This is a genomic window from Pseudoxanthomonas sp. PXM02 (assembly GCF_014851805.1).
GTDB lineage: Bacteria > Pseudomonadota > Gammaproteobacteria > Xanthomonadales > Xanthomonadaceae > Pseudoxanthomonas_A.
This window is the reverse complement of the sequence record NZ_JACVAK010000002.1, coordinates 980,064-999,709: the sequence shown is the minus strand read 5'-3', so window position 1 is coordinate 999,709 and position 19,646 is coordinate 980,064. Positions and strand designations below refer to the sequence as shown.

The window sequence follows — 19,646 nt, the reverse complement described above, 5'->3', positions numbered from 1 at the left end:
ATCCGGCTCAGGCCGTGGCGGCGGCGCGCACGGCCTCGGCCAGCGTTTCCAGCGTGCTCTTCACCAGCGCGTCGTCGTCGGCTTCCACCGTGACGCGTACCACCGGCTCGGTGCCGGACGGACGCAGGAACGCCCGGCCGCGCCCGGACACCGCGGCCTGCGCCTGGACCAGCGCTGCCTGCACGCTGGCCGCTTCGGTCGGTCTGGCACCGTTCGCCAGCTTCACGTTGATGGTCTTCTGCGGCAGCATCGTCAGGCCGTCCAGCGCGTCGCGCAGCGTCACCTTGCGGCGCTTGAGCGCCTCCAGCACCTGCAGCGCAGCGATGATGGCGTCACCGGTCGTGGTGCGGTCCAGGCACAGCAGGTGTCCGGACGCTTCGCCACCGAGCACCGCGTTGCCTTCGACCAGCGCCTGATGCACGTAACGGTCGCCGACCTTGGTGCGGACGAACGGAATCTCGAGCTTGCCCAACGCGCGTTCCAGGCCGTAGTTGGTCATCAGCGTGCCGACGACCGGGCCGCGCAGGCGCCCGATGGTCTGCCAGTCGCGGGCCAGCAGGTAGATCAGCTGGTCGCCATCCACCGGCGTGCCCTGCCCATCCGCCATCAGCACGCGGTCGCCGTCGCCGTCGAACGCGATGCCAAGCTGCGCACCTGTCTCGCGGACCTTCGCGGCCAGGTTGTCGATGTGCATGGAGCCCACGCCATCGTTGATGTTGATGCCGTCCGGCTCGTCGCCGATGGTGACTACGTCGGCACCCAGCTCTCGGAACAGCAGCGGGGCGATGTGGTAGGTCGCGCCATGCGCGCAATCCAGCACCAGCTTCATGCCCTTCAGGTCGAAGCGGCGCGGCACGCTGGCCTTGCAGAACTCGATGTAGCGGCCGACCGCGTCGCGCGTGCGGATCGCCTTGCCCAGCTTTTCCGATTCGACGGTGACGAACTCACCGTCCAGCGCGGCCTCGATCGCGGCTTCGGTCGCGTCGTCGAGCTTCTCGCCTTCGGCCGAGAAGAACTTGATGCCGTTGTCGTAGTGCGGGTTGTGCGACGCACTGATCACGATGCCGGCATCGGCGCCCAGCGTACGGGTGAGGAAGGCGACGGCCGGCGTCGGCATCGGGCCCATCAGCTGCACGTCGGCGCCGGCGGCGACCAGGCCCGCTTCCAGGGCGGCCTCGAACATGTAGCCGGAGATGCGCGTGTCCTTGCCGATCACCACCACCGGTCGCGCGCCGTTGCTGTTCTGGCACAGCACGCGGCCCAATGCGTTGCCCAGCCGCAGCACGAAGTCTGCCGAAATGGTCGCGCTGCCCACGCGCCCGCGGATGCCATCGGTCCCGAAATACTTGCGTGTCATTCCTTTACCTGTCGAATGTCGTGGGACCGCGCGATCCATTGCTGCGTCGCGCGGCCCGGAGAAGGGCGGATGCTCAGCCGACCACGTCCAGCGCGTCTTCTGGCTTGGGCTGTCGCATCATCAACGCCAGCAGGTCGGCCAGGCGGTCACGCATCTCGCGGCGATCGCAGATCTGGTCGACGGCACCATGCGCCAGCAGGAACTCGGAACGCTGGAAGCCTTCCGGCAACGTCTCGCGCACGGTCTGCTCGATCACGCGCGGGCCGGCGAAGCCGATCAGCGCTTCCGGCTCGGCCAAGTTGATGTCGCCCAGCATGGCGAAGCTGGCCGACACACCGCCGGTGGTGGGGTGCGTCATCACCGAGATGTACGGCAGTCCCGCCTCGCGCAATTTGCCCAGTGCGGCGGAGGTCTTGGCCATCTGCATCAGCGAGAACAGGCTCTCCTGCATGCGCGCGCCGCCGCTGGCGGAGAAGCACACGAACGGTGAACCGATCTCCAGCGCCTTCTCCGCGCCCAGCGAGAAACGCTCACCGACGACCGAGCCCATCGAGCCGCCCATGTAAGCGAAGTCGAAGCAGCTGGCGACCAGGTCGCGACCCTTCAGCTGGCCCTGCAGCGTGATCAGCGCATCGCGTTCGCCGGTGCTCTTCTGCGCGGCCTTGATGCGGTCGGCGTACTTCTTCTGATCCTTGAACTTCAGCACGTCGGTCGGGCCGAGGGCCGCACCGATCTCGCGGGTGCTGCCCGGGTCGAACAGCGCCGCCATGCGGGCACGGGCGCGGATCGGCATGTGGAAGCTGCACTTCGGGCAGACCTCCAGGTTCTCTTCCAGTTCCGGCCGGTACAGCACCGCGCCGCAACGGTCGCATTTTTCCCACAGGCCCTCGGGGACGCTGCGTTTGCTCTTGCCTGCGTTGCCTTCGGTGCGGATGCCCGACGGCATCAGTTTGCTGAGCCAGCTCATGCGTGGTCTTGCTGCCTGCCCCGGAGGGGGCCTCATGGATTAGCGCGGCAGTTTAGCTCAGTCGTCCATGCACAGCCGTACGGTGCCTCAGCCGTCCAGCGCCGCCCGCAATGGCGCCAGGAACGCCGAGGCCCGTGCCGCGGCGTCGCCACCGGCTTCGGCAAGTGCTGCCACCAGCGCGCTGCCGACCACCACGCCTTCCGCATCCGTCGCCATCGCGCGGGCGCTGGCGGCGTCCTTGATGCCGAATCCCGCCACCACCGGCGCGCGCGAAGCGGCCCGCAGCAGCTTCAGTCGCTCGCCCGCCGCGGCCGTGTCCAAGCGGTCGGACGCACCGGTCACCCCGGCGAAACTGACGTAATAAAGGTAGCCCTGCGCGGTGTCGCACAGCATCCGCAGGCGTTCGGGCGAGGTCGTCGGCGATGCCAGCGCAATCAGCGCCAACCCCTCCCGGTTGAACACCGCGCGCGTTTCCGCGGCTTCCTCCGGCGGCAGGTCGACCAGCAGCACGCCGTCCACGCCGGCCGCCACGGCTTCACGGGCGAATCGCTCGGCCCCGTGGATCTCCACCGGGTTCAGGTAACCCATCAGCACGATCGGGGTGCCGTCGTCCTGCTGGCGGAACACCTCCACCGCCTCCAGCACGTAGCGAAGGCCGGCGCCGCGGGCCAGCGCGCGCTCGGAGCTGCGCTGGATGACCGGACCGTCGGCCATCGGGTCGGAGAAAGGCACGCCGAGTTCGATGACGTCCGCGCCAGCCGCGACCAGCGCGTGCATCACCGGCACGGTCGATTCCAGCGACGGGTCGCCGGCGGTGATGAACGGCACCAGGGCCTTGCGGCCGGCGGCCTTCAGTTCGGCAAACTTCGATTCGAAACGGCTCACAGGCTGATCCCCTCGCGCGCGGCGATCGTATGGACATCCTTGTCGCCGCGGCCGGACAGGTTGCACAGCACCAGCTGGTCCTTCGGCAACTCACGCGCCAGCTTGATCGCCTGGGCGACGGCGTGGCTGGATTCCAGCGCCGGCAGGATGCCCTCGGTGCGCGTCAGGCGATGGAAGGCGGCCAGCGCCTCCTCGTCGGTGACGCCGACATATTCGGCGCGCCCGCTGTCCTTCAGGAAGGCGTGCTCCGGACCGACGCCCGGATAGTCCAGGCCGGCGGAGATCGAATGCGTTTCGATGATCTGTCCATCGTCGTCGCAGATCACGTAGGTGCGGTTGCCATGCAATACGCCCACGCGGCCTGCCGACAGCGACGAGGCATGGCGTCCGGTCTCGATGCCGTCGCCGGCGGCTTCGGCGCCGACGATCCGCACGCCGGGATCGTTGAGGAAGGCATGGAACAGGCCGATCGCATTGCTGCCGCCGCCGACGCAGGCGGTGATCGCATCGGGCAGGCGCCCGTAGTCGGCCAGCATCTGCGCCCTCGCCTCGCGACCGACGACGGCGTTGAAGTCGCGCACCATGCGCGGATACGGGTCGGGACCGGCGACCGTGCCGATGATGTAGAAGGTGTCGTGCACGTTGGTCACCCAGTCGCGCATCGCTTCGTTCAGCGCGTCCTTCAGCGTGGCCGAACCGCTGGTCACCGGCACCACGGTCGCGCCGAGCAGCTTCATCCTGTAGACGTTGATCTTCTGGCGCTCAATGTCGGTGGCGCCCATGTAGACCACGCATTCCAGGCCCAGCCGGGTGGCGACGGTGGCGCTGGCGACGCCGTGCTGGCCGGCACCGGTCTCGGCGATGATCCGCTTCTTGCCCATCCGGCTGGCCAGCAGAGCCTGCCCGATGGTGTTGTTGATCTTGTGCGCGCCGGTGTGGTTCAGGTCCTCGCGCTTGAGCAGGATCTGCGCGCCGCCAACTTCGCGGCTCAGGCGCTCGGCGTGGTAGATCGGGCTGGGCCGGCCAACGTAGTGCTTCAGGTCCTTGTCGAAGGCCGCGATGAAGGCCGGGTCCACGCGCGCGGTGTCATAGGCGGCCGACAGCTCCTGCAGCGGTCCGATCAGGGTTTCGGCGACGAAACGGCCGCCATGGCGGCCGAAGTGGCCGGCGGCATCGGGATAGGCGTGGTAGTCGGCGGGTGCGGCCATGGCGGGTCGGGTTTCAACGGGTGAGCCGTCACTCTAGCGCACAGGTTCAAGCCAGAACATCGATGAAATATCACCAACTTGTGACTTAAACTCACGCCATGTCGCGCCCGCTGCCTCCGCTCAATGCCCTGCGTGCCTTCGAGGCGGCCGCCCGTCTGGGCAGTGTCAGCCGGGCCGCCGCCGAACTGCACGTCACCCACGGCGCCATCAGCCGACATATCCGCACGCTGGAAGATGCGCTGGGCAGGGCGCTGTTCGTCCGGGAGGGCCGCGGCCTGGCCCTGACCGCCGACGGCATGCGCCTGCGGGACCTGGCCGGCGATGCGTTTTCCACGCTGCAGGCCGGCTGGGCCGCGATGCAGCGTGACAGGCGACCGGCAGCCTTCGTGCTGGGTTGCCCCGGCAGTCTGCTGGCGCGCTGGGTGATCCCACGGCTGGAACGGCTGGCCCACGACCTGCCCGAGCTGACCCTGCACCTGTCCGCGCAGGAGAGCGGCTTCGACGACGCGCTCACCGGACTCGATGCCGCCCTGCTGGTCGGCGAGGCGCCCTGGCCGCCTGGCTGGGAGGTACACGCACTGGCACCGGAACGGATCGGACCCGTCGTCAGCCCGCGCCATACCGGCTTCGCGCGACTGGAGCAGGCGCCGGCCGAAGCCTTGGCCGGCGAAGCCGTGCTGCATACCGTCTCCCGTCCGCAAGCCTGGCCTCGCTGGTTCCAGACCCAGGGCGTCGACGCGGCCAGTCTGCGCCTGGGCGCCGGCTTCGATCACCTGACCTATCTGCTGGAAGCCGCCGTCGCCGGCCTGGGCGTGGCCATTGCCCCGCAGGAACTGGTGCAGGCCGACCTGGACAGCGGTCGCCTGGTTGCGCCCTGGGGCTTCGTGGACACCGGCGGCGAATGGGCGCTGTGCGCCCGCCGAGGCAACGCGGATCTGCGGATCCCGGCGCTGGCTGCGTGGCTGCGCGCCGCACTCGCCTGACTCAGGCGCGGGCGTCGGCCTCGCGCACGGCCTCGACGAAGCGGCGCATCTTCTCCGCATCCTTCACGCCCGGCGCGGTCTCGATACCGCTGGACACGTCCACGCCGGTCGGCCGCGCCGTCCGCACCGCCAGTGCCACGTTCTCCGGCGTCAGGCCGCCTGCCAGCAGAAAGGGTTTGTCGGTCGCGCGCGGCATCTGCCGCCAGTCGAAGCGCTGGCCGCTGCCGCCCTGCTCGCCCGCCGCATGGCCGTCGAACAGGAAGCCGCTGGCGCTCGGATAGTCCGCCAGGCTGGTGAAGGCGCTGTCCTGCTGGCCCCCCATCGCGATCGCCTTCCAGAACGGCTTGCCGAACGAGCCGGCGACGGCATCGTCCTCCGCGCCATGGAACTGCAACAGGTCCGGCTGCAGCGATTCGACGATGTGCTCGATGTCGCTGCGCGTGTTGTCCATCACCAGCGCCACCACTGCGATCTCTTCCGGCACCAGTTCGCGCAGCATGCGCGCCTGGCCCAGCAGCAGCCGGCGCGGACTGCGCGGCGCGAACACCAGGCCCACGTAATCGACGCCCAGCTCCACCGCCAGGCGGACGTCCTCGCCACGGGTCAGCCCGCAGAACTTGATGCGCGTATGCATGCCCGAAGGGTAACCCGCCCGCTCAGCCGATGGCGGCAGGCAGAGTGACTTCCGACGGCAGGCCCCATTCCGCCGGGTACAGCGGACTGACGAAGACCAGGCCGTCCGGCGGCGCGGTCGGTCCCGCCACGGTGCGGTCGCGCCCGGCCAGCAGGTCGGCGATCCACGCTTCCGGCTGCTCGCCGCGCCCGACCACCAGCAGCGAACCGACGATGTTGCGCACCATGTGGTGGAGGAAGGCATTGGCCTGCACCTCGACGATCACCTTCTCGCCCTGCCGCGTGACCGAAATCGCGTGCAGGTTGCGCATGGCATGCGGCGACTGGCAGTGCACCGTGCGGAACGCGCTGAAGTCGTTCTCACCCAGCAGCACCTGCGCCGCGCGATGCATGGCATCCGCATCCAGCGGCATCCGCTCCCAACTCAGGTACTGCCGCTCCAGCGCGGGTCGCGCGAGCCGGTTGACCAGGGAATAACGGTAGCGGCGCGCCCGCGCGGAGAAACGCGCGTGGAAATCGTCGGCCACCGGCTGGCACCAGCGCACGCAGACCGCAGGTGGCAGCCGCGCCGTGGCGCCCAGCAACCAGCCGCGCGGCGTGCGCGCGGCGTGGCTGTCGAAGTGCACCACCTGGCACTGCGCATGCACGCCGGCGTCGGTGCGACCGGCACAGATCGTATCGACCCGGGCATTGGCGACCGACGACAGCGCACCTTCCAGCGCCGCCTGCACGGTGGTGTCGTCCGGCGTGCCGGACTTGCTCAGCCGCTGCCACCCCAGGAATTCACTGCCGTCGTACTCGACGCCCAGCACGTAGCGCGTCACGACATCACTCCGCGTCCGTCATCCGATATCGCGCAGCAACTGCAGGGCCTCGTCGCGCGCCGTCGCGTCGTTGCCGGCGGCGACCTCGTTCAACAGGTCGCGTGCGGTGGCGACATCGCCCAGGTCGAGATAGGCCACGGCCAGTTCCAGGCGATCGCGACCCGCCGGGGCTGGCGACGGCGCGGCCGGCGCTGCGCTGCCACCCGCATGCCAGGTGGGGCCCGGCGCCGGTGCCGGTGCAGCCTTCGGCGCGGGCTTGGGCACCACGACGGCCGGCTCCAGCACGGGGCTGGGCGCGGGTGCAGGCTCGGGCTCCGGCGTCGTTTGCGGCATGGCGGCGGCGAGTTCCGCGGCGCGACTGTCGGCCGGTGCCTTGCCGAATACCGGGTTGCGCGGCACCGGCGTGGGCGCCACGCGCTGCCGACGCTGAGCGAAGCCCCACGCCAAGGCCCCGACAAACAGCAGGCCGAAGCCCGCCCATGCCCAGACCGGCACGCCACCGTCGCTGCCATTGCTCTGCGCCAGACGCTGCTGCGCGGCGGCCAGGTCGCTGTCCTTCATGGCCAGCAACTTCTCCTGTTGCGCCTTGAGCTTTTCCAGTTCGGTGACCTGCGAGCGCAGTTCCTGCACTTCGGCTTCGCGCGCGGCCAGGTCTTCTTTCGACTGCTGCAATTGTTCGTTCGCCAACATCTCGCCCTCACCGCCGGCACTGACGCCGGACTGCGTTCCAGAACCCGACGTGCCCGTGGCCGCAGGTGCGATTTCCAAGCGCGCATCCGCCACGGCCGGCGTGGGCGCCGGCGTGATGGACGCCGTGCGCGGCGCCGGCTCGACGACCGCGGCCGGCTGCGGAATCGGCGCGCGCGCGCGACGCCATTCGGCGATCTGGCTGCGCACCAGCGCCGCGGCCTCGCTCTCGAGAAGCGTCTGCGCCTCTGCAGCCTCCGGCACGCGCAGCACCGCGCCCTGCTTGAGCAGGTTCAGGTTGCCGTTGATGAAGGCCTCTGGATTGGCGCGCAACAGCGCGACCATCGCCTGGTCCAGCGTGTAACCCTGCTCGCGCGCCAATGGCGCGGCGATCTGCGACAGCGACTGCCCACGGCGCACCGGCGCGAGCGTGCCGCCGGGCGCGATCTGGGGAGCCGGAGCCGCCGCGACTGTCGGCGCGGGCGCGGGTTGCGCAGGCGCCTGTGGCGTTGTCTGCGGCGCGGGTTCCGGTTCTGCGGGTGCGGTAACGATCGGCTCCGCCGGCCGCGTGATGATGTCCGTCGGCGCGGCGGCCGGCGCATCGATCACCGGCTGCTCGGCGGCCGCCAGTGTGCCCGGGGCGCTGACCAGCGCCGAGTACTCGCGCACCAGCCGACCCTGGCCCCAGTCCACTTCAATGAGGAAGTTCACCGCCGGCACGTCCACCGGCGTGCGGCTGGTGACGCGCACGACCGGGCGTCCGGCATCGTCCAGCGCGACCGCGAAATCCAGTTCGTTGACCAGGCCCTGCGGGCGCGGCAGGCCGACGCGCTCGAACGTCACCGGCGAGGCGAGGCGCGCGCGCAGCTGCTCCAGTTCGCCCGGCTCGCTGGAAATGATCGGAATCTCGGCCAGCAGCGGCTGGCCGGGTTGCGATCTGACCCTGATCTCCCCCAGGCCAAGCGCCAGGGCGACGTTGCTCAGCAACGCCAGCCCCAGCCCGATCATGCTGGCCAGGCGGAGTCTCGCCGTCCGAGGTCTGTGCTTCGGTTTCACGGCCCTTCCCCAAGTTTTCCCGGCCACGACTATAGCGGCTCAGCCGTTTTTCGCCACCAGCTCGGCCACCTGCACGGCGTTCAGGGCGGCGCCCTTGCGGATGTTGTCGGAGACGATCCACAGGTTGAGGCCGCGCGGATGCGAGATGTCCTCGCGGATGCGGCCGACGTAGACCGGGTCGGTGCCGGACGCATGCGTCACCGGCGTCGGATAGCCGCCGGGTGCACGGTCGTCGACGACTTCGACGCCCGGTGCGGCTTCCAGTAGCGCGCGCGCCTCGGCCGCGGTGACCTTTTCGCGCGTCTCGATGGCGACCGCTTCGGAGTGGCCGTAGAACACCGGCACGCGCACCGCGGTGGGATTCACCTGGATGCTGTCGTCGCCCAGGATCTTTCGGGTCTCCCACACCAGCTTCATTTCTTCCTTGGTGAAACCGTTGTCGAGGAAGTCATCGATCTGCGGGATCAGGTTGAAGGCGATCTGCACCGGGAAGCGCTGCGGATCCGGATCCTGGAAGTTCAGCAGCGCGCCGGTCTGGCGGCCGAGTTCCTCCAGCGCGGAGCGACCGGCGCCCGAGACGGATTGGTAGGTCGCGACGTTGATGCGCTCGATGCCGTACTTGCGATGCAGCGGCGCCAGCGCGACCAGCATCTGCATGGTCGAGCAGTTCGGGTTGGCGATGATGCCGCGCGGGCGGTTCTGCACCTGCTCCGGATTGACTTCGCTGACCACCAACGGGATGTCGGCGTCGTAACGGAAGGCCGAGGAGTTGTCGATGACCACGGCGCCGGCCGCGGCGAACTTCGGCGCGAACTCCTTGGAAATGCTGCCGCCGGCGGAGAACAGGGCGATGTCGATGCCGGACGGATCGAACGTGGCGAGATCCTGCACGGTGATCTTCTCGCCCTTGAACTCGACGCTGGTGCCGGCGGAACGCTCGGATGCCAGTGCGACGAGCTTTCCGATCGGGAAGTCGCGCTCAGCGAGGATGGACAGCATGGTTTCGCCGACGGCGCCGGTGGCGCCCACGACAGCGACGTTGAAGCTACGGTTCTGGTTGCTCATGGATGGGTTTCGCGAATAAATGAGTGAAGACAGCAGACAGGAGAAGGCTGTGTTCGGGGAACCTGCGGACGCGCCTCAGGCTCCCTGTCGTTTGGCGGTGATGGTTTTGATGGTGGTGGCCGTGGCCAGCACGTCCGGATTCACCGGCGTCGGCGGATTGCCCGCATCCGGGCCTTCGCCCAGCACGGCGATCAGGTTGTCCACCGCCAGCGACACCATCGCGCGGCGCGTGGCCAGGCTGGCGCTGGCGATATGCGGCGTCAGCACCACGTTGCGCAGCGCCAGCAGCTCCGGCCGTACGGCGGGTTCGCCTTCGTAGACGTCCAGACCGGCCGCGGCCAGGCGGCCGTTCGCCAGCGCATCGGCCAGCGCGATCTCGTCGACAATGCCGCCGCGCGCGATGTTCACCAGCGTGGCGGTCGGCTTCATCTTCGCCAGCGCAGCGGCGTCGACCAGGTGATGTACCTGCGGCGAGTACGGCAGCACCAGCACCACGTGGTCGGCCAGCGCGAACACGTCGTCAAAGCTGGCGTAGTGCGCGCCACACTCCAGTTCCACGGCCTCCGGCAACCGGCTGCGGTTGTGGTACAGCACGCGCATGTCGAAGCCGTGCGCGCGGCGCGCGATGCCCTGCCCGATCCGGCCCATGCCGACGATGCCCAACGTACTGCCATGCAGGTCGGCGCCCAGCAACGTGCTGAACGACCACTGCTGCCACTGGCCCTCGCGCAGCCAGCGCTCGGCCTCGGTCACGCGGCGGGCCGTGGCCATCAGCAGCGCGAAACCGAAGTCCGCGGTCGTTTCGGTCAGTACGTCCGGCGTGTTGGTGGCGACGATGCCGGCCTGCGTCAGCGCGGCGACATCGAGATTGTTGTAACCCACGCCGACGTTGGCGATGGCACGCAGCGAAGCAGCTTCGGCAATCTGCTGCGCACCGATGCGCTCGTTGAGCGTAATGAGCGCGCCCGCACTGTCGCGCAACGCATCGGCAATCGCCTGCGGCGCGTGTTCGGTGACCTCGTCGGTCGCGCGCACGTCGAAATGCGCCGCCAGCCGTCCGACGATGTCGTCGAACAGCGGCTGCGACACCCACACGCGCGGCCGCGACTCAGCCATCGACACTGCCGGGAACATGGGGCGGCACCTGGCCGACATCGCCGCACTGCGCGCGGTGGCGCAGCGCCTGGTCCATCAGCACCAGCGCCATCATCGCCTCGGCGATCGGCGTGGCACGGATGCCGACGCAGGGGTCGTGGCGGCCGGTGGTGATGACGTCGACCGTATTGCCGTCCACATCCACCGTCGCGCCGGGCAGGCGCAGGCTGGAGGTCGGCTTCAGCACGATGGACGCGGTGACCTGCTGCCCGGTGGAAATGCCGCCGAGGATGCCGCCGGCATGGTTGGACAGGAAGCCGTCCGGCGTCATCAGGTCGCGGTGCTCGGTGCCCTTCTGGGTGACCGCCGCGAAACCGTCGCCGATCTCCACGCCCTTCACCGCATTGATGCTCATCAGCGCGGCGGCGAGATCACCGTCGAGCTTGCCGTAGATCGGTTCGCCCCAGCCCGCGGGCACACCGTCGGCGACGACATTGACGCGTGCGCCGATGGAATCGCCCGACTTGCGCAGCGCGTCCATGTAGGTTTCCAGCGCCGGCACCTGTTCGGCGTGCGGCCAGAAGAACGGGTTATCTTCCACCGCGCTCCAGTCGAAGCCGTCCGGCGTGATCGGCCCGAGCTGCGACAGGTAGCCGCGCACACTCACGCCATACCGCTGCTGCAGCCACTTCTTCGCGATCACGCCAGCGGCGACGCGCATCGTGGTCTCGCGCGCGGACGAACGTCCGCCGCCACGCGGATCGCGGATGCCGTACTTCTGCCAGTAGGTGTAATCGGCATGGCCGGGGCGGAACTGCCGCGCGATGTCGGCGTAGTCCTTGCTGCGCTGGTCGGTGTTGCGGATCAGCAGCGCGATCGGCGTGCCGGTGGTGCGGCCTTCGTATACGCCGCTGAGGATCTCGACCTCGTCTGCCTCGCGGCGCGCGGATGTGTGCCGCGACTTGCCTGTGGCGCGGCGCTCCAGGTCGTGGCGGAACTCCTCGGGCGCGATCTCCAGGCCCGGTGGGCAGCCGTCGATCACGCAGCCGATGGCCGGCCCGTGCGATTCGCCGAACGTGGTGACCGTGAGGAGTTTTCCGAAACTGTTGCTGCTCAAGCGCCGCTCCGCGGATGGAACTACCGGTGCCGGGCCTCGAAGGATCGCATACCGGCCGCCCTATTGTGCAGCGCGCCATCGCTGTTCGCGACGGTTGCAGGCGCAACCGCTGCCGACAGCGCACGACGCGTGGTGCCTTATTTTCGGGCGGCAGCGAGTTCGGTGATGTGCGCGTTGTGGCGGATCAGTTCGGCGCACTCGACCGCGAAGATGCCCATCTGCCCGACCTTGAACTCGATCCAGGCGAATTCGACGTCCGGCAGCAACTTCACCAGCGCGCGCTCGGACTCGCCCACCTCGCAGATCAGCAGGCCGTCCTGGCTCAGGTGCAGCGGCGCATCGCGCAGGATCTTCAGCACCAGGTCCAGGCCGTCGTCGCCGGCACGCAGGCCGAGTTCGGGTTCGAAGGAGTACTCCTTCGGCAGCGCATCGGTCTCGTCGTTGGTGACGTACGGCGGGTTGGTGACGATCAGGTCGTAATGGCGACCGGTCAGGCCGGCGAACAGGTCCGACTTGATGAACTGCACGTTGTCGGCCAGCAGGCGCGCCTTGTTCTCGGCCGACAGCGCCAGCGCGTCGTCGCTGATGTCGACGCCGTCGACCTGCCAGTCCGGGTTGTAGTGGCCCATCGCGATGGCGATGCAGCCGGAGCCGGTGCACAGGTCCAGCGCATGGTTGACGTCGCGGCCGCCCAGCCACGGCTCGAAGCCGGCTTCGATCAGCTCGGCGATGGGCGAGCGCGGCACCAGTGCACGCGAGTCGCTCTTGAAGCTCAGGCCGGCGAACCAGGCTTCACCGGTCAGGTAGGCGACCGGGACGCGTTCGTTGACACGGCGCTCGAACAGCGCCAGCACCTGCGCCTTCTCCGCACCCGTGACGCGCGCCTGGCCGTAGGCCGGGCCCAGGTCCGGCGGCAGGTGCAGCGTGTGCAGCACCAGGTGCGAGGCCTCGTCCAGCGCGTTGTCGTAGCTGTGGCCGAAGGTCAGGCCCGCCCCGTTGAAGCGGCTGGCGCCGTAGCGGATCAGGTCGATGATGGTGTGCAGCTCGGCGGCGACGTCGGCGGTCATGGCAAGGCTTGTGAAGACGCCGGAACGGCGAGGGCCGCCGATTATAGGGGCTGCCCCGGTATCATGGCGGCCTTCCCGCCGCGCCCATGCGGCCCCGGCCCGCTCGCCGTGCCCTCCTTTTCGTGGGAATTCCAGCGCATGTTCAACAAGAAGATCGGCCTCATCCTCGTCCTGGCGCTGGCCGCCGGGCTGGGTCTGCTGGCCGCGCAGAAGTTCTTCGGTCCGGTCACGCCCGCCACGCAATGGCCGGCCACCCAGACCGTCACCCTGTTCCCGCAGGCGCGTCCGCTGCCGCCGTTCTCGCTGCGCCAGTCCGACGGCACCCAGTTGGCCGACGGTGAACTGAAAGGCCACTGGACGCTGGTGTTCCTCGGCTTCACCTTCTGCCCCGACGTCTGCCCGACCACGCTGGCCGAACTGGCGCAGGCGCAGAACCAGTGGAAGGACCTGCCCGACTCCACCCGCCCGCGCGTGCTGTTCGTCTCGGTGGATCCGGAACGCGACACGCCCACCCGCATCGGCGAGTACGCCCACGCATTCCACCCCGACACGATGGCGGCCACGGCCGACGTCCCGACGCTGGAGAATTTCGCCAAGTCGCTGGGCTTCGTCTTCATGAAGGTGCCGGGCGACGGTTTCGAGCAGAACCCGAACGACTACAGCATGGACCACTCCTCCGCGATCGGCGTGCTGGACCCGCAGGGCCGGCTGGCCGGCCTGATCCGTCCGCCCTTCCAGCCGAAGGCGATCGCCGCCGACATGCGCGCGCTGACCGAGGCGTCGACGAAATGAGCCTGCTGACCTCGCTGACCTACGTCCTGCCGCACCGCTTCCTGTCGTCGCTGGCGCGCCGGCTGGCGTATTCCACCTCGCCCGGCACCAAGCAGTGGCTGATCGATACGGTGACGAAGAAGTTCAACGTCGACCTGGGCGAAGCCGCCGAGCCCGATCCGAAGGCCTATCCCAGCTTCAATGCCTTCTTCACCCGCGCGCTGAAGCCCGGCGCGCGCGTCGCCGACGCCGATCCGCGCGCGCTGCTGATGCCGGCCGACGGCCACATCAGCCAGTGCGGTCCCATCGAGGACGGCCGCATCTTCCAGGCCAAGGGGCAGTCGTTCACCGCCGCCGAACTGCTGGGCGATGCCGAGGCCGCGAAGCCGTTCCACAACGGCCTGTTCGCGACGGTGTATCTGTCGCCGCGCGACTACCACCGCGTGCACATGCCGTGGACCGGTACGCTGCGCGAGACCGTGCACGTACCCGGCCGCCTCTTCAGCGTGGGCACCGATGCGGTGGCGAACGTGCCGCGCCTGTTCGCGCGCAACGAGCGGCTGGTCTGCCACTTCGACACCGACTTCGGCCCGATGGTTTCGGTGATGGTCGGCGCGCTGCTGGTCTCCGGCGTGGAGACGGTGTGGAGCGGCGAAGAGATTCCCGCCTACGGCACCGCGATCACCCGCAAGGACTACCGCGGCAAGGGCATCACGCTCGAACGCTTCGCGGAGATGGCGCGCTTCAACTACGGCTCGACCGTGATCGTGCTGCTGCCGCCGGGCGTCGCGGCGTTGTCGCCGGAGCTGCAGTCGGAATCGCCGGTGCGGCTGGGTCAGCGGCTGGCGACGCTGGGCTGATTTGCCGACCCGGTGAAATCCGGAGTCAGCGAGCGACGGCGTACTCGACGTCGTACAGGCGCACCGTGGCGAGCGCCTTTCCAGTGCACTGGAAACCGAACTCCACCTTGAGCTTGGCCTTGGCCGGTACCGTGAACTCGTCGACAGCCTGCACAGTGCTGCAGGCATAGCCTTCGCTATCCAGTCCGGTGACGTGGTTGCCCTGCGACAGCTCGGTAACGCGCACCGGCGCATCGCCGTCGTTGGCGAAGCCCAGCGTCACCCGCGCAGATTCATCCTTGTCCGCCGACAGCACCGTGCCGGTGAGCGCGGCCTTCAGTTCGTCGCCACTGCTGACGATCACCGCGCCGTCGATGCTGGTGCTGGCCTTGCGACCTTCCTCGACACCTTTGCTGGCGCCGGTGGCAGCCCCCTTGGCGAGCTCCACCGCTTTGGACACGGCGCCAGACGCTGCCTTCTCCGCGTTGTCGCCGGAGCACGCAACCAACAGGTACGCGATGGAGAAAAGAGCAAGGGAGCGGATCGACTGCATGGCATGACCTTCGTTCGAGGAAATGCCGCGCAGTCTAGGTCACGCCATGGCGCCCAGGATCACTGGCATGCTTAATGTTAGTTTTGTAACAAAGACGTACGAAGACCGGCTTGTGCGATTCGCATGCCTTCGCTGACTGCATCCTGCAGTTATGCAGCTCGAGCTCCCGCCCCTGCACCGCTTCGGACGATGCCTCCTCAAGGTCGTCGTTCGCCGCTCCGCACCGAGCATGCAATGCACCACTGCGCGACCCAGTAAGTCGTCAGCACCCAAACACTCGCCATCGGGATCGACGCACTGAAGCGATCCAGCGCGAGCAGCGCATCGGATGCGACGAAGAACGCGCCACCGATGGCCGCGACGCGTGTCGCACGACCCGGATGTTCCCGCCACACGCTGGCCGCCTGCGCCGCCATGCCGGCCAGCGCGATGACGTAGACGATCACCGGCAGCTTCAAGTCGCCCGGCAGCCCGGGCCACAGCTGCGTCAACACGAGTGACGCGACCACCGCATAGGCGAACAACGGCCAACGTACGCGCCACCATCCACCCCGCTTCCGCAATGCGACCAGGTAGGCGATGTGCGCCAGCAGGAAACTGCCCAGCCCGAAGACGAAGCCATCGAACGGCAGCATCAGGAAGACGTCGCCCAGTGTGGACAACAGCAGGCCGACCACGATCAGACGCCGGTAGCCTGCCGACCCGGCGGGCGACAATCGAAACGCCATCGCCAGGATCAGCAGCGTCGTCAGCGGCTTGAAGGCGTAATGCAGCCCGCGCAGGGCGGCGATCTCCGCGCCGACGATCGCCAGCACGGCGCTGGCGACGATCGCGGAGGTCCAGAGGTATCGGCTGCCGTCCCTGGCCATCGTTCGCCCTACTTCCTGCAGCTTTCCAGCTTGAGCTCCTGGCCCGGACGCACCGCGTACGCCGGCGCCTTCAGCCGGTTGGCCTGTGCCAGCTTCTTCAGGTCGCACTGGAAGCGCTGCGAGATACGGCCCAGCGTATCGCCCTTGGCGACGCGGTATTCGCGCGCCTGCTTGGCCTTCGGTTCGGCAAGCTGCGGTTCGCCGGAGGCGACCGTGGTCGGCACGCCCGCGACCGGGGTCACGTCGCCCACGGCCACGCTGCCCGACCGCGACGCGCGGCGGATCGCGGCGGCGGGATCCGCGCTCACCAGCGTGCGTGCCAGTTCCGCACGCGGCCCGTTCACGCAGTAGCGCGTGTAGAGGCCTGCGATGCGCGCATTGGCCTTGAGCGTGGTGCCGGCGGGAATCCAGGCTTCCGGCTGGTAGCGCGGATTGAGGTTGCGCAGCGTGCGCATGTAGCCCTCGCGCGTGCCGCCGTTGCCCAGGCAGATCGTCAGTTCGTAGATCGATGCATCGCGCGCCAGCTTCAGCGACGCCGGCTGCGCGGTGACCTTCGGGAACTCCAGCCCGTACTGGCGCGGGTGCAGGAACAGCCACGCGGCCGCAATCACCATCGGCACGTAGTCGCGCGTCTCGCCGGGGAACTGGCTGTAGACCACGTCGTCCCAGAAGCCCAGGCCGCTGTTCTCGCGATACACGCGGGCCGCACGCCCTTCGCCACCGTTGTAGGCCGCCAGCGCCAGTTCGATGTTGTTGTTGAGGCCGCGCATGCGCTCGTTCATGTATTCGGCGCTGGCCTGGCCGGAGGCGTACGGGTCGTAGCGCGTGTCGAAGCCGCTCGCGTCGCGGCCCAGACCGAAGCGCGCACCGGTGTGGAACATGAACTGCATCGGCCCCGCCGCGCCCGCGCGCGAAGTGGAATGCACGCGCCCGTTCGACTCCTTTGCCATGATGCCGAACAGCAGCGCTTCCGGCAGGCCGCTGCGCTCCCACGCCGGATACAGCTCGGCGCGCATGTTCTGGTAGTTCTCGTAGCTGTCGATCAGCGCCGGGCGCATGTCGGTCAGCCAGCGGCGGATGCCGGCCTGGATCGCCGGGTTGTACTCCACCATGCGGTCGAAGGCGTGGCGCTGGTCGTTCAGCAGTGCCGCCGTACGGGCCGTTTCGGGAATCGCAGCGGCGCCGGGGACCGAGTGGTCGGAGCCATCATCGAGCGCGTCGATGGTCTCGCCCTCGGCCGCATCGTCTTCGCCCTGTGCGTCGGCATTGCCCTTCAGCAGGCGCTTGTAGGTCGCCAGCAAGGTGGGCACCTGGCAGCCGCGCTGCTGCACGCACGCTGCCAGCACGTCCTCCATGTCCTCGAGCGCGGCGTCACTCTCGGTCGCACCGCGCGGATCGCTGTTCGTCACCAGCACCAGGCCATCGCGGTAGCGCTTCTCGGCGGCGGCCATGCGCTGTTCCAGTGCTTCGGCAGCGGCGCGGTCTTTCGCGGAAACACGCTGGGCCAGCGATACCGGCGACACCAGCAACAGGGACAGAGCGACCGCAACGGGCCAGAGACGCAGACAGGCAGGAACCGCAAACGACATCAGGTGGGCATCCAGAGTGTGAGCCGGGAGGGTAGCCCTGCCCGCGCGGCCGGGGCAAGGTCGCACGTCGCGGTCCTTTATCCCGGAGGCGGTTTCCAGCCGCTAGAATCCCGGCATCACCACGCGAGGTTGCACATGGATCCGATCCTGCTGGGCAAGGGCGTCACGGACGATGTTCCGGTCACGCTGCAGCCGAAGTTCGGCAACCGCCATGGCCTGGTGGCCGGGGCCACCGGCACCGGCAAAACCGTGACGCTGATGACGCTGGCCGAGGGCTTCTCGCGCATGGGCGTCCCCGTGTTCATGGCCGACGTGAAGGGCGACGTCGCCGGCCTGGCCGCTGCCGGAGACGGCAGCGAGAAGGTGCTGCAGCGGGCGAAGGACATCGGCATCGCCGACTACGCCCCCATCGCCAGTCCGGTGATCTTCTGGGACCTGTACGGCAAGCTCGGCCATCCGGTCCGCACCACCGTCAGCGAGATGGGCCCCACCCTGCTGGCGCGCATCCTCGAATTGAACGACACCCAGAGCGGCGTGCTGGACATCGTGTTCAAGCTCGCCGACGACCGCGGCCTGCTGCTGCTCGATCTGGAAGACCTGCGCGCGCTGCTGGGCCTGGTCGCAGCCGAGCGCAAGGACATCTCCACCAGCTACGGCCTGGTCAGCACGCAGTCGGTGGGCGCCATCCAGCGCGCGCTGCTGCGGCTGGAACAGGAAGGCGGCGAGATGTTCTTCGGCGAGCCCGCGCTGGAACTGGCCGACCTGATGCGCACGAACACGGATGGCCGCGGCGTCATCGGCATCCTTGCCGCCGACCAGTTGATTCTGAAACCGCGCCTCTACTCCAGCTTCCTGCTGTGGCTGCTGTCGGAACTGTTCGAGACGCTGCCGGAAGTCGGCGATCTGGACAAACCCAAGCTGGTGTTCGTGTTCGACGAAGCGCACCTGCTGTTCGACGACGCACCGCCGGCGCTCCAGCAGCGCATCGAGCAGGTCGTGCGCCTGATCCGTTCCAAGGGCGTGGGCGTGTACTTCTGCTCGCAGTTCCCCGACGACGTGCCGGACAACATCCTGGGTCAGCTCGGCAACCGCGTGCAGCACGCGCTGCGTGCCTTCACCCCGCGCGACCAGAAGGCGGTCAAGACCGCGGCGCAGACCTTCGTACCGAATCCGAAGCTGGACGTGGCCCAGGCCATCTCCACGCTCGGCACCGGCGAGGCGCTGGTGTCCACGCTGCAGGACAAGGGCATTCCGTCGCCGGTGCAGCAGACCTTGGTCTCGCCGCCGCGCTGCCGGATGGGCGCGATCAACGAGGCCGAACGCCAGCAGGTGCGCAACGGCAGTCCGGTTGGCGGCAAGTACGACACGGCCGTGAACCGTGAATCGGCGGCGGAAATGCTGGCCAAGCGCGCTGAGACCGCGACGCAGGCTGCCAACGCACCGGCGGCGAAGACGGAGAAGGACGATCCGGATGCCGGCGGTTTCGGCCAGACGGTGAAGGATGCGGTGTTCGGCACCAAGCGCCGCCAGGGCATGATCGAAACGATGGCCAAGCAGACCACGCGCACCATCGGCACCAAGCTGGGCAACCAGATCGTGCGCGGCATCCTGGGCAGCATCTTCGGCGGCAAGCGTTGAGCTTGCGCAACAATGCCGTTCGATCAGCGCTGCTGCTTGCAGCAGTGCTGATCGCACCAAACGCATCTGCCGACGTCGCCTCGGACGCAGGGGCGACCAGCAAGGCGTTGGCGGGTCGCTACTTCGGCACCCTGCCCTCCGATACTCCCGGAACCTGCTCCTCGCTGGATGCGCTGCTCACCCTGAATGTCGATGGGAGTTACGTCCTGCAGTTCTACTGCCAGGATGAACTGGTGTCCTGGACGGTCCGCCGCACCTGGACGGTGACCTGGAACGGCACCTGCGTCGACCTCGATCCGCAGGACCACGCACAGCCGCGACGCGAGTTCGCCATCCACGATGACGGCCTGCTCGTGCTGACCACCGGCAGTTGCATGGAACCGGTCGAGGACCCACGCGGCCGCACCCTGCGCCGTGACGCGGAAGACGGAAGGAAAGACTGA

19 protein-coding genes are annotated in these 19,646 nt (G+C 68.6%); 5 read left to right on the top strand and 14 right to left on the bottom strand.

Going from position 1 to position 19,646, the window contains the following annotated elements:
• Nucleotides 1-7 precede the first annotated feature (7 nt).
• The 4 genes from glmM to trpB all read right to left on the bottom strand — a co-directional run bounded on the left by glmM (nt 8) and on the right by trpB (nt 4,417).
• Nucleotides 8-1,357, bottom strand: coding sequence for a phosphoglucosamine mutase (gene glmM / locus IB225_RS13360; RefSeq protein WP_192311699.1), 1,350 nt, complete (start codon nt 1,355-1,357; stop codon nt 8-10).
• Nucleotides 1,358-1,430: 73 nt separating this feature from the next.
• Nucleotides 1,431-2,324: an acetyl-CoA carboxylase, carboxyltransferase subunit beta gene (gene accD / locus IB225_RS13355; RefSeq protein ID WP_192311698.1), complete on the bottom strand. Its 894-nt coding sequence runs from the start codon at nt 2,322-2,324 to the stop codon at nt 1,431-1,433.
• Between the two features lie 87 nt (nt 2,325-2,411).
• Entirely contained in the window at nt 2,412-3,209 is a 798-nt protein-coding gene (gene trpA, locus IB225_RS13350; protein WP_192311697.1) for a tryptophan synthase subunit alpha, read from the bottom strand.
• The gene (gene trpB / locus IB225_RS13345; protein WP_192311696.1) at nt 3,206-4,417 is read right to left on the bottom strand and encodes a tryptophan synthase subunit beta; all 1,212 of its coding nucleotides are present in this window, start codon (nt 4,415-4,417) and stop codon (nt 3,206-3,208) included. The genes trpA and trpB overlap by 4 nt, the downstream gene beginning before the upstream one ends.
• Nucleotides 4,418-4,515: 98 nt before the next feature.
• On the opposite strand from trpB, the gene IB225_RS13340 reads away from it, so the two are divergent.
• A complete protein-coding gene (locus IB225_RS13340; protein WP_192311695.1) occupies nt 4,516-5,400 on the top strand; it encodes a LysR family transcriptional regulator in 885 nt (294 codons plus the stop codon).
• A 1-nt stretch (nt 5,401) separates the two neighbouring features.
• Here IB225_RS13340 and IB225_RS13335 read toward each other — a convergent pair whose 3' ends face one another.
• The 7 genes from IB225_RS13335 to prmB form a co-directional block, all read right to left on the bottom strand.
• Nucleotides 5,402-6,034 (bottom strand): phosphoribosylanthranilate isomerase, encoded by a 633-nt coding sequence (locus IB225_RS13335; protein ID WP_192311694.1) that lies wholly within the window; start codon nt 6,032-6,034, stop codon nt 5,402-5,404.
• A 22-nt stretch (nt 6,035-6,056) separates the two neighbouring features.
• On the bottom strand, nt 6,057-6,857 hold the full coding sequence (gene truA / locus IB225_RS13330) for a tRNA pseudouridine(38-40) synthase TruA (protein WP_192311693.1): 801 nt from the start codon (nt 6,855-6,857) through the stop codon (nt 6,057-6,059).
• A gap of 18 nt (nt 6,858-6,875) precedes the next feature.
• Entirely contained in the window at nt 6,876-8,552 is a 1,677-nt protein-coding gene (locus IB225_RS13325) for a FimV/HubP family polar landmark protein (protein WP_192311904.1), read from the bottom strand.
• Nucleotides 8,553-8,639: 87 nt separating this feature from the next.
• Entirely contained in the window at nt 8,640-9,665 is a 1,026-nt protein-coding gene (locus IB225_RS13320; RefSeq protein ID WP_192311692.1) for an aspartate-semialdehyde dehydrogenase, read from the bottom strand.
• Nucleotides 9,666-9,740: 75 nt separating this feature from the next.
• Nucleotides 9,741-10,781 carry a D-glycerate dehydrogenase gene (locus IB225_RS13315; protein ID WP_192311691.1) on the bottom strand — a complete coding sequence of 347 codons (1,041 nt, stop codon included), beginning with the start codon at nt 10,779-10,781 and terminating at the stop codon, nt 9,741-9,743.
• Entirely contained in the window at nt 10,774-11,877 is a 1,104-nt protein-coding gene (aroC, locus tag IB225_RS13310; RefSeq protein ID WP_192311690.1) for a chorismate synthase, read from the bottom strand. The genes IB225_RS13315 and aroC overlap by 8 nt, the downstream gene beginning before the upstream one ends.
• 137 nt (nt 11,878-12,014) lie before the next feature.
• Complete coding sequence (prmB, locus tag IB225_RS13305) at nt 12,015-12,944, bottom strand: 50S ribosomal protein L3 N(5)-glutamine methyltransferase (RefSeq protein ID WP_192311689.1); 930 nt, start codon at nt 12,942-12,944, stop codon at nt 12,015-12,017.
• Between the two features lie 138 nt (nt 12,945-13,082).
• Between prmB and IB225_RS13300 the strand changes: the two genes are divergently transcribed.
• Both IB225_RS13300 and asd read left to right on the top strand, forming a co-directional pair.
• Nucleotides 13,083-13,736, top strand: a complete 654-nt coding sequence (locus tag IB225_RS13300; RefSeq protein ID WP_192311688.1) for an SCO family protein — start codon at nt 13,083-13,085, stop codon at nt 13,734-13,736.
• Nucleotides 13,733-14,575 (top strand): archaetidylserine decarboxylase, encoded by an 843-nt coding sequence (gene asd, locus IB225_RS13295; protein ID WP_192311687.1) that lies wholly within the window; start codon nt 13,733-13,735, stop codon nt 14,573-14,575. The genes IB225_RS13300 and asd overlap by 4 nt, the downstream gene beginning before the upstream one ends.
• A 25-nt stretch (nt 14,576-14,600) precedes the next feature.
• Here the strand turns inward: asd and IB225_RS13290 are convergent, their stop codons facing one another.
• From IB225_RS13290 to IB225_RS13280, 3 genes are all read right to left on the bottom strand, one after another.
• Nucleotides 14,601-15,107: a hypothetical protein gene (locus IB225_RS13290; protein ID WP_192311686.1), complete on the bottom strand. Its 507-nt coding sequence runs from the start codon at nt 15,105-15,107 to the stop codon at nt 14,601-14,603.
• 197 nt (nt 15,108-15,304) lie between these two features.
• A complete protein-coding gene (locus IB225_RS13285; protein ID WP_192311685.1) occupies nt 15,305-15,976 on the bottom strand; it encodes a lysoplasmalogenase in 672 nt (223 codons plus the stop codon).
• A gap of 8 nt (nt 15,977-15,984) precedes the next feature.
• A complete protein-coding gene (locus IB225_RS13280) occupies nt 15,985-17,565 on the bottom strand; it encodes a transglycosylase SLT domain-containing protein (protein ID WP_192311684.1) in 1,581 nt (526 codons plus the stop codon).
• A 3-nt stretch (nt 17,566-17,568) separates the two neighbouring features.
• Between IB225_RS13280 and IB225_RS13275 the strand changes: the two genes are divergently transcribed.
• Both IB225_RS13275 and IB225_RS13270 read left to right on the top strand, forming a co-directional pair.
• Nucleotides 17,569-19,203 (top strand): helicase HerA-like domain-containing protein, encoded by a 1,635-nt coding sequence (locus IB225_RS13275; RefSeq protein ID WP_345776617.1) that lies wholly within the window; start codon nt 17,569-17,571, stop codon nt 19,201-19,203.
• Nucleotides 19,200-19,646 carry a hypothetical protein gene (locus IB225_RS13270; RefSeq protein WP_192311682.1) on the top strand — a complete coding sequence of 149 codons (447 nt, stop codon included), beginning with the start codon at nt 19,200-19,202 and terminating at the stop codon, nt 19,644-19,646. The genes IB225_RS13275 and IB225_RS13270 overlap by 4 nt, the downstream gene beginning before the upstream one ends.

Bases quoted from the DNA above. Each gene is read 5' to 3' on its own strand.
- IB225_RS13315 (WP_192311691.1), bottom strand. From the start codon at position 10,781: ATGGCTGAGTCGCGGCCGCGCGTGTGGGTGTCGCAGCCGCTGTTCGAC.
- IB225_RS13335 (WP_192311694.1), bottom strand. From the start codon at position 6,034: ATGCATACGCGCATCAAGTTCTGCGGGCTGACCCGTGGCGAGGACGTC.
- accD (WP_192311698.1), bottom strand. From the start codon at position 2,324: ATGAGCTGGCTCAGCAAACTGATGCCGTCGGGCATCCGCACCGAAGGC.
- IB225_RS13280 (WP_192311684.1), bottom strand. From the start codon at position 17,565: ATGTCGTTTGCGGTTCCTGCCTGTCTGCGTCTCTGGCCCGTTGCGGTC.
- IB225_RS13320 (WP_192311692.1), bottom strand. From the start codon at position 9,665: ATGAGCAACCAGAACCGTAGCTTCAACGTCGCTGTCGTGGGCGCCACC.
- IB225_RS13340 (WP_192311695.1), top strand. From the start codon at position 4,516: ATGTCGCGCCCGCTGCCTCCGCTCAATGCCCTGCGTGCCTTCGAGGCG.
- glmM (WP_192311699.1), bottom strand. From the start codon at position 1,357: ATGACACGCAAGTATTTCGGGACCGATGGCATCCGCGGGCGCGTGGGC.
- IB225_RS13290 (WP_192311686.1), bottom strand. From the start codon at position 15,107: ATGCAGTCGATCCGCTCCCTTGCTCTTTTCTCCATCGCGTACCTGTTG.
- trpB (WP_192311696.1), bottom strand. From the start codon at position 4,417: ATGGCCGCACCCGCCGACTACCACGCCTATCCCGATGCCGCCGGCCAC.
- IB225_RS13285 (WP_192311685.1), bottom strand. From the start codon at position 15,976: ATGGCCAGGGACGGCAGCCGATACCTCTGGACCTCCGCGATCGTCGCC.
- asd (WP_192311687.1), top strand. From the start codon at position 13,733: ATGAGCCTGCTGACCTCGCTGACCTACGTCCTGCCGCACCGCTTCCTG.
- prmB (WP_192311689.1), bottom strand. From the start codon at position 12,944: ATGACCGCCGACGTCGCCGCCGAGCTGCACACCATCATCGACCTGATC.
- IB225_RS13325 (WP_192311904.1), bottom strand. From the start codon at position 8,552: ATGATCGGGCTGGGGCTGGCGTTGCTGAGCAACGTCGCCCTGGCGCTT.
- IB225_RS13300 (WP_192311688.1), top strand. From the start codon at position 13,083: ATGTTCAACAAGAAGATCGGCCTCATCCTCGTCCTGGCGCTGGCCGCC.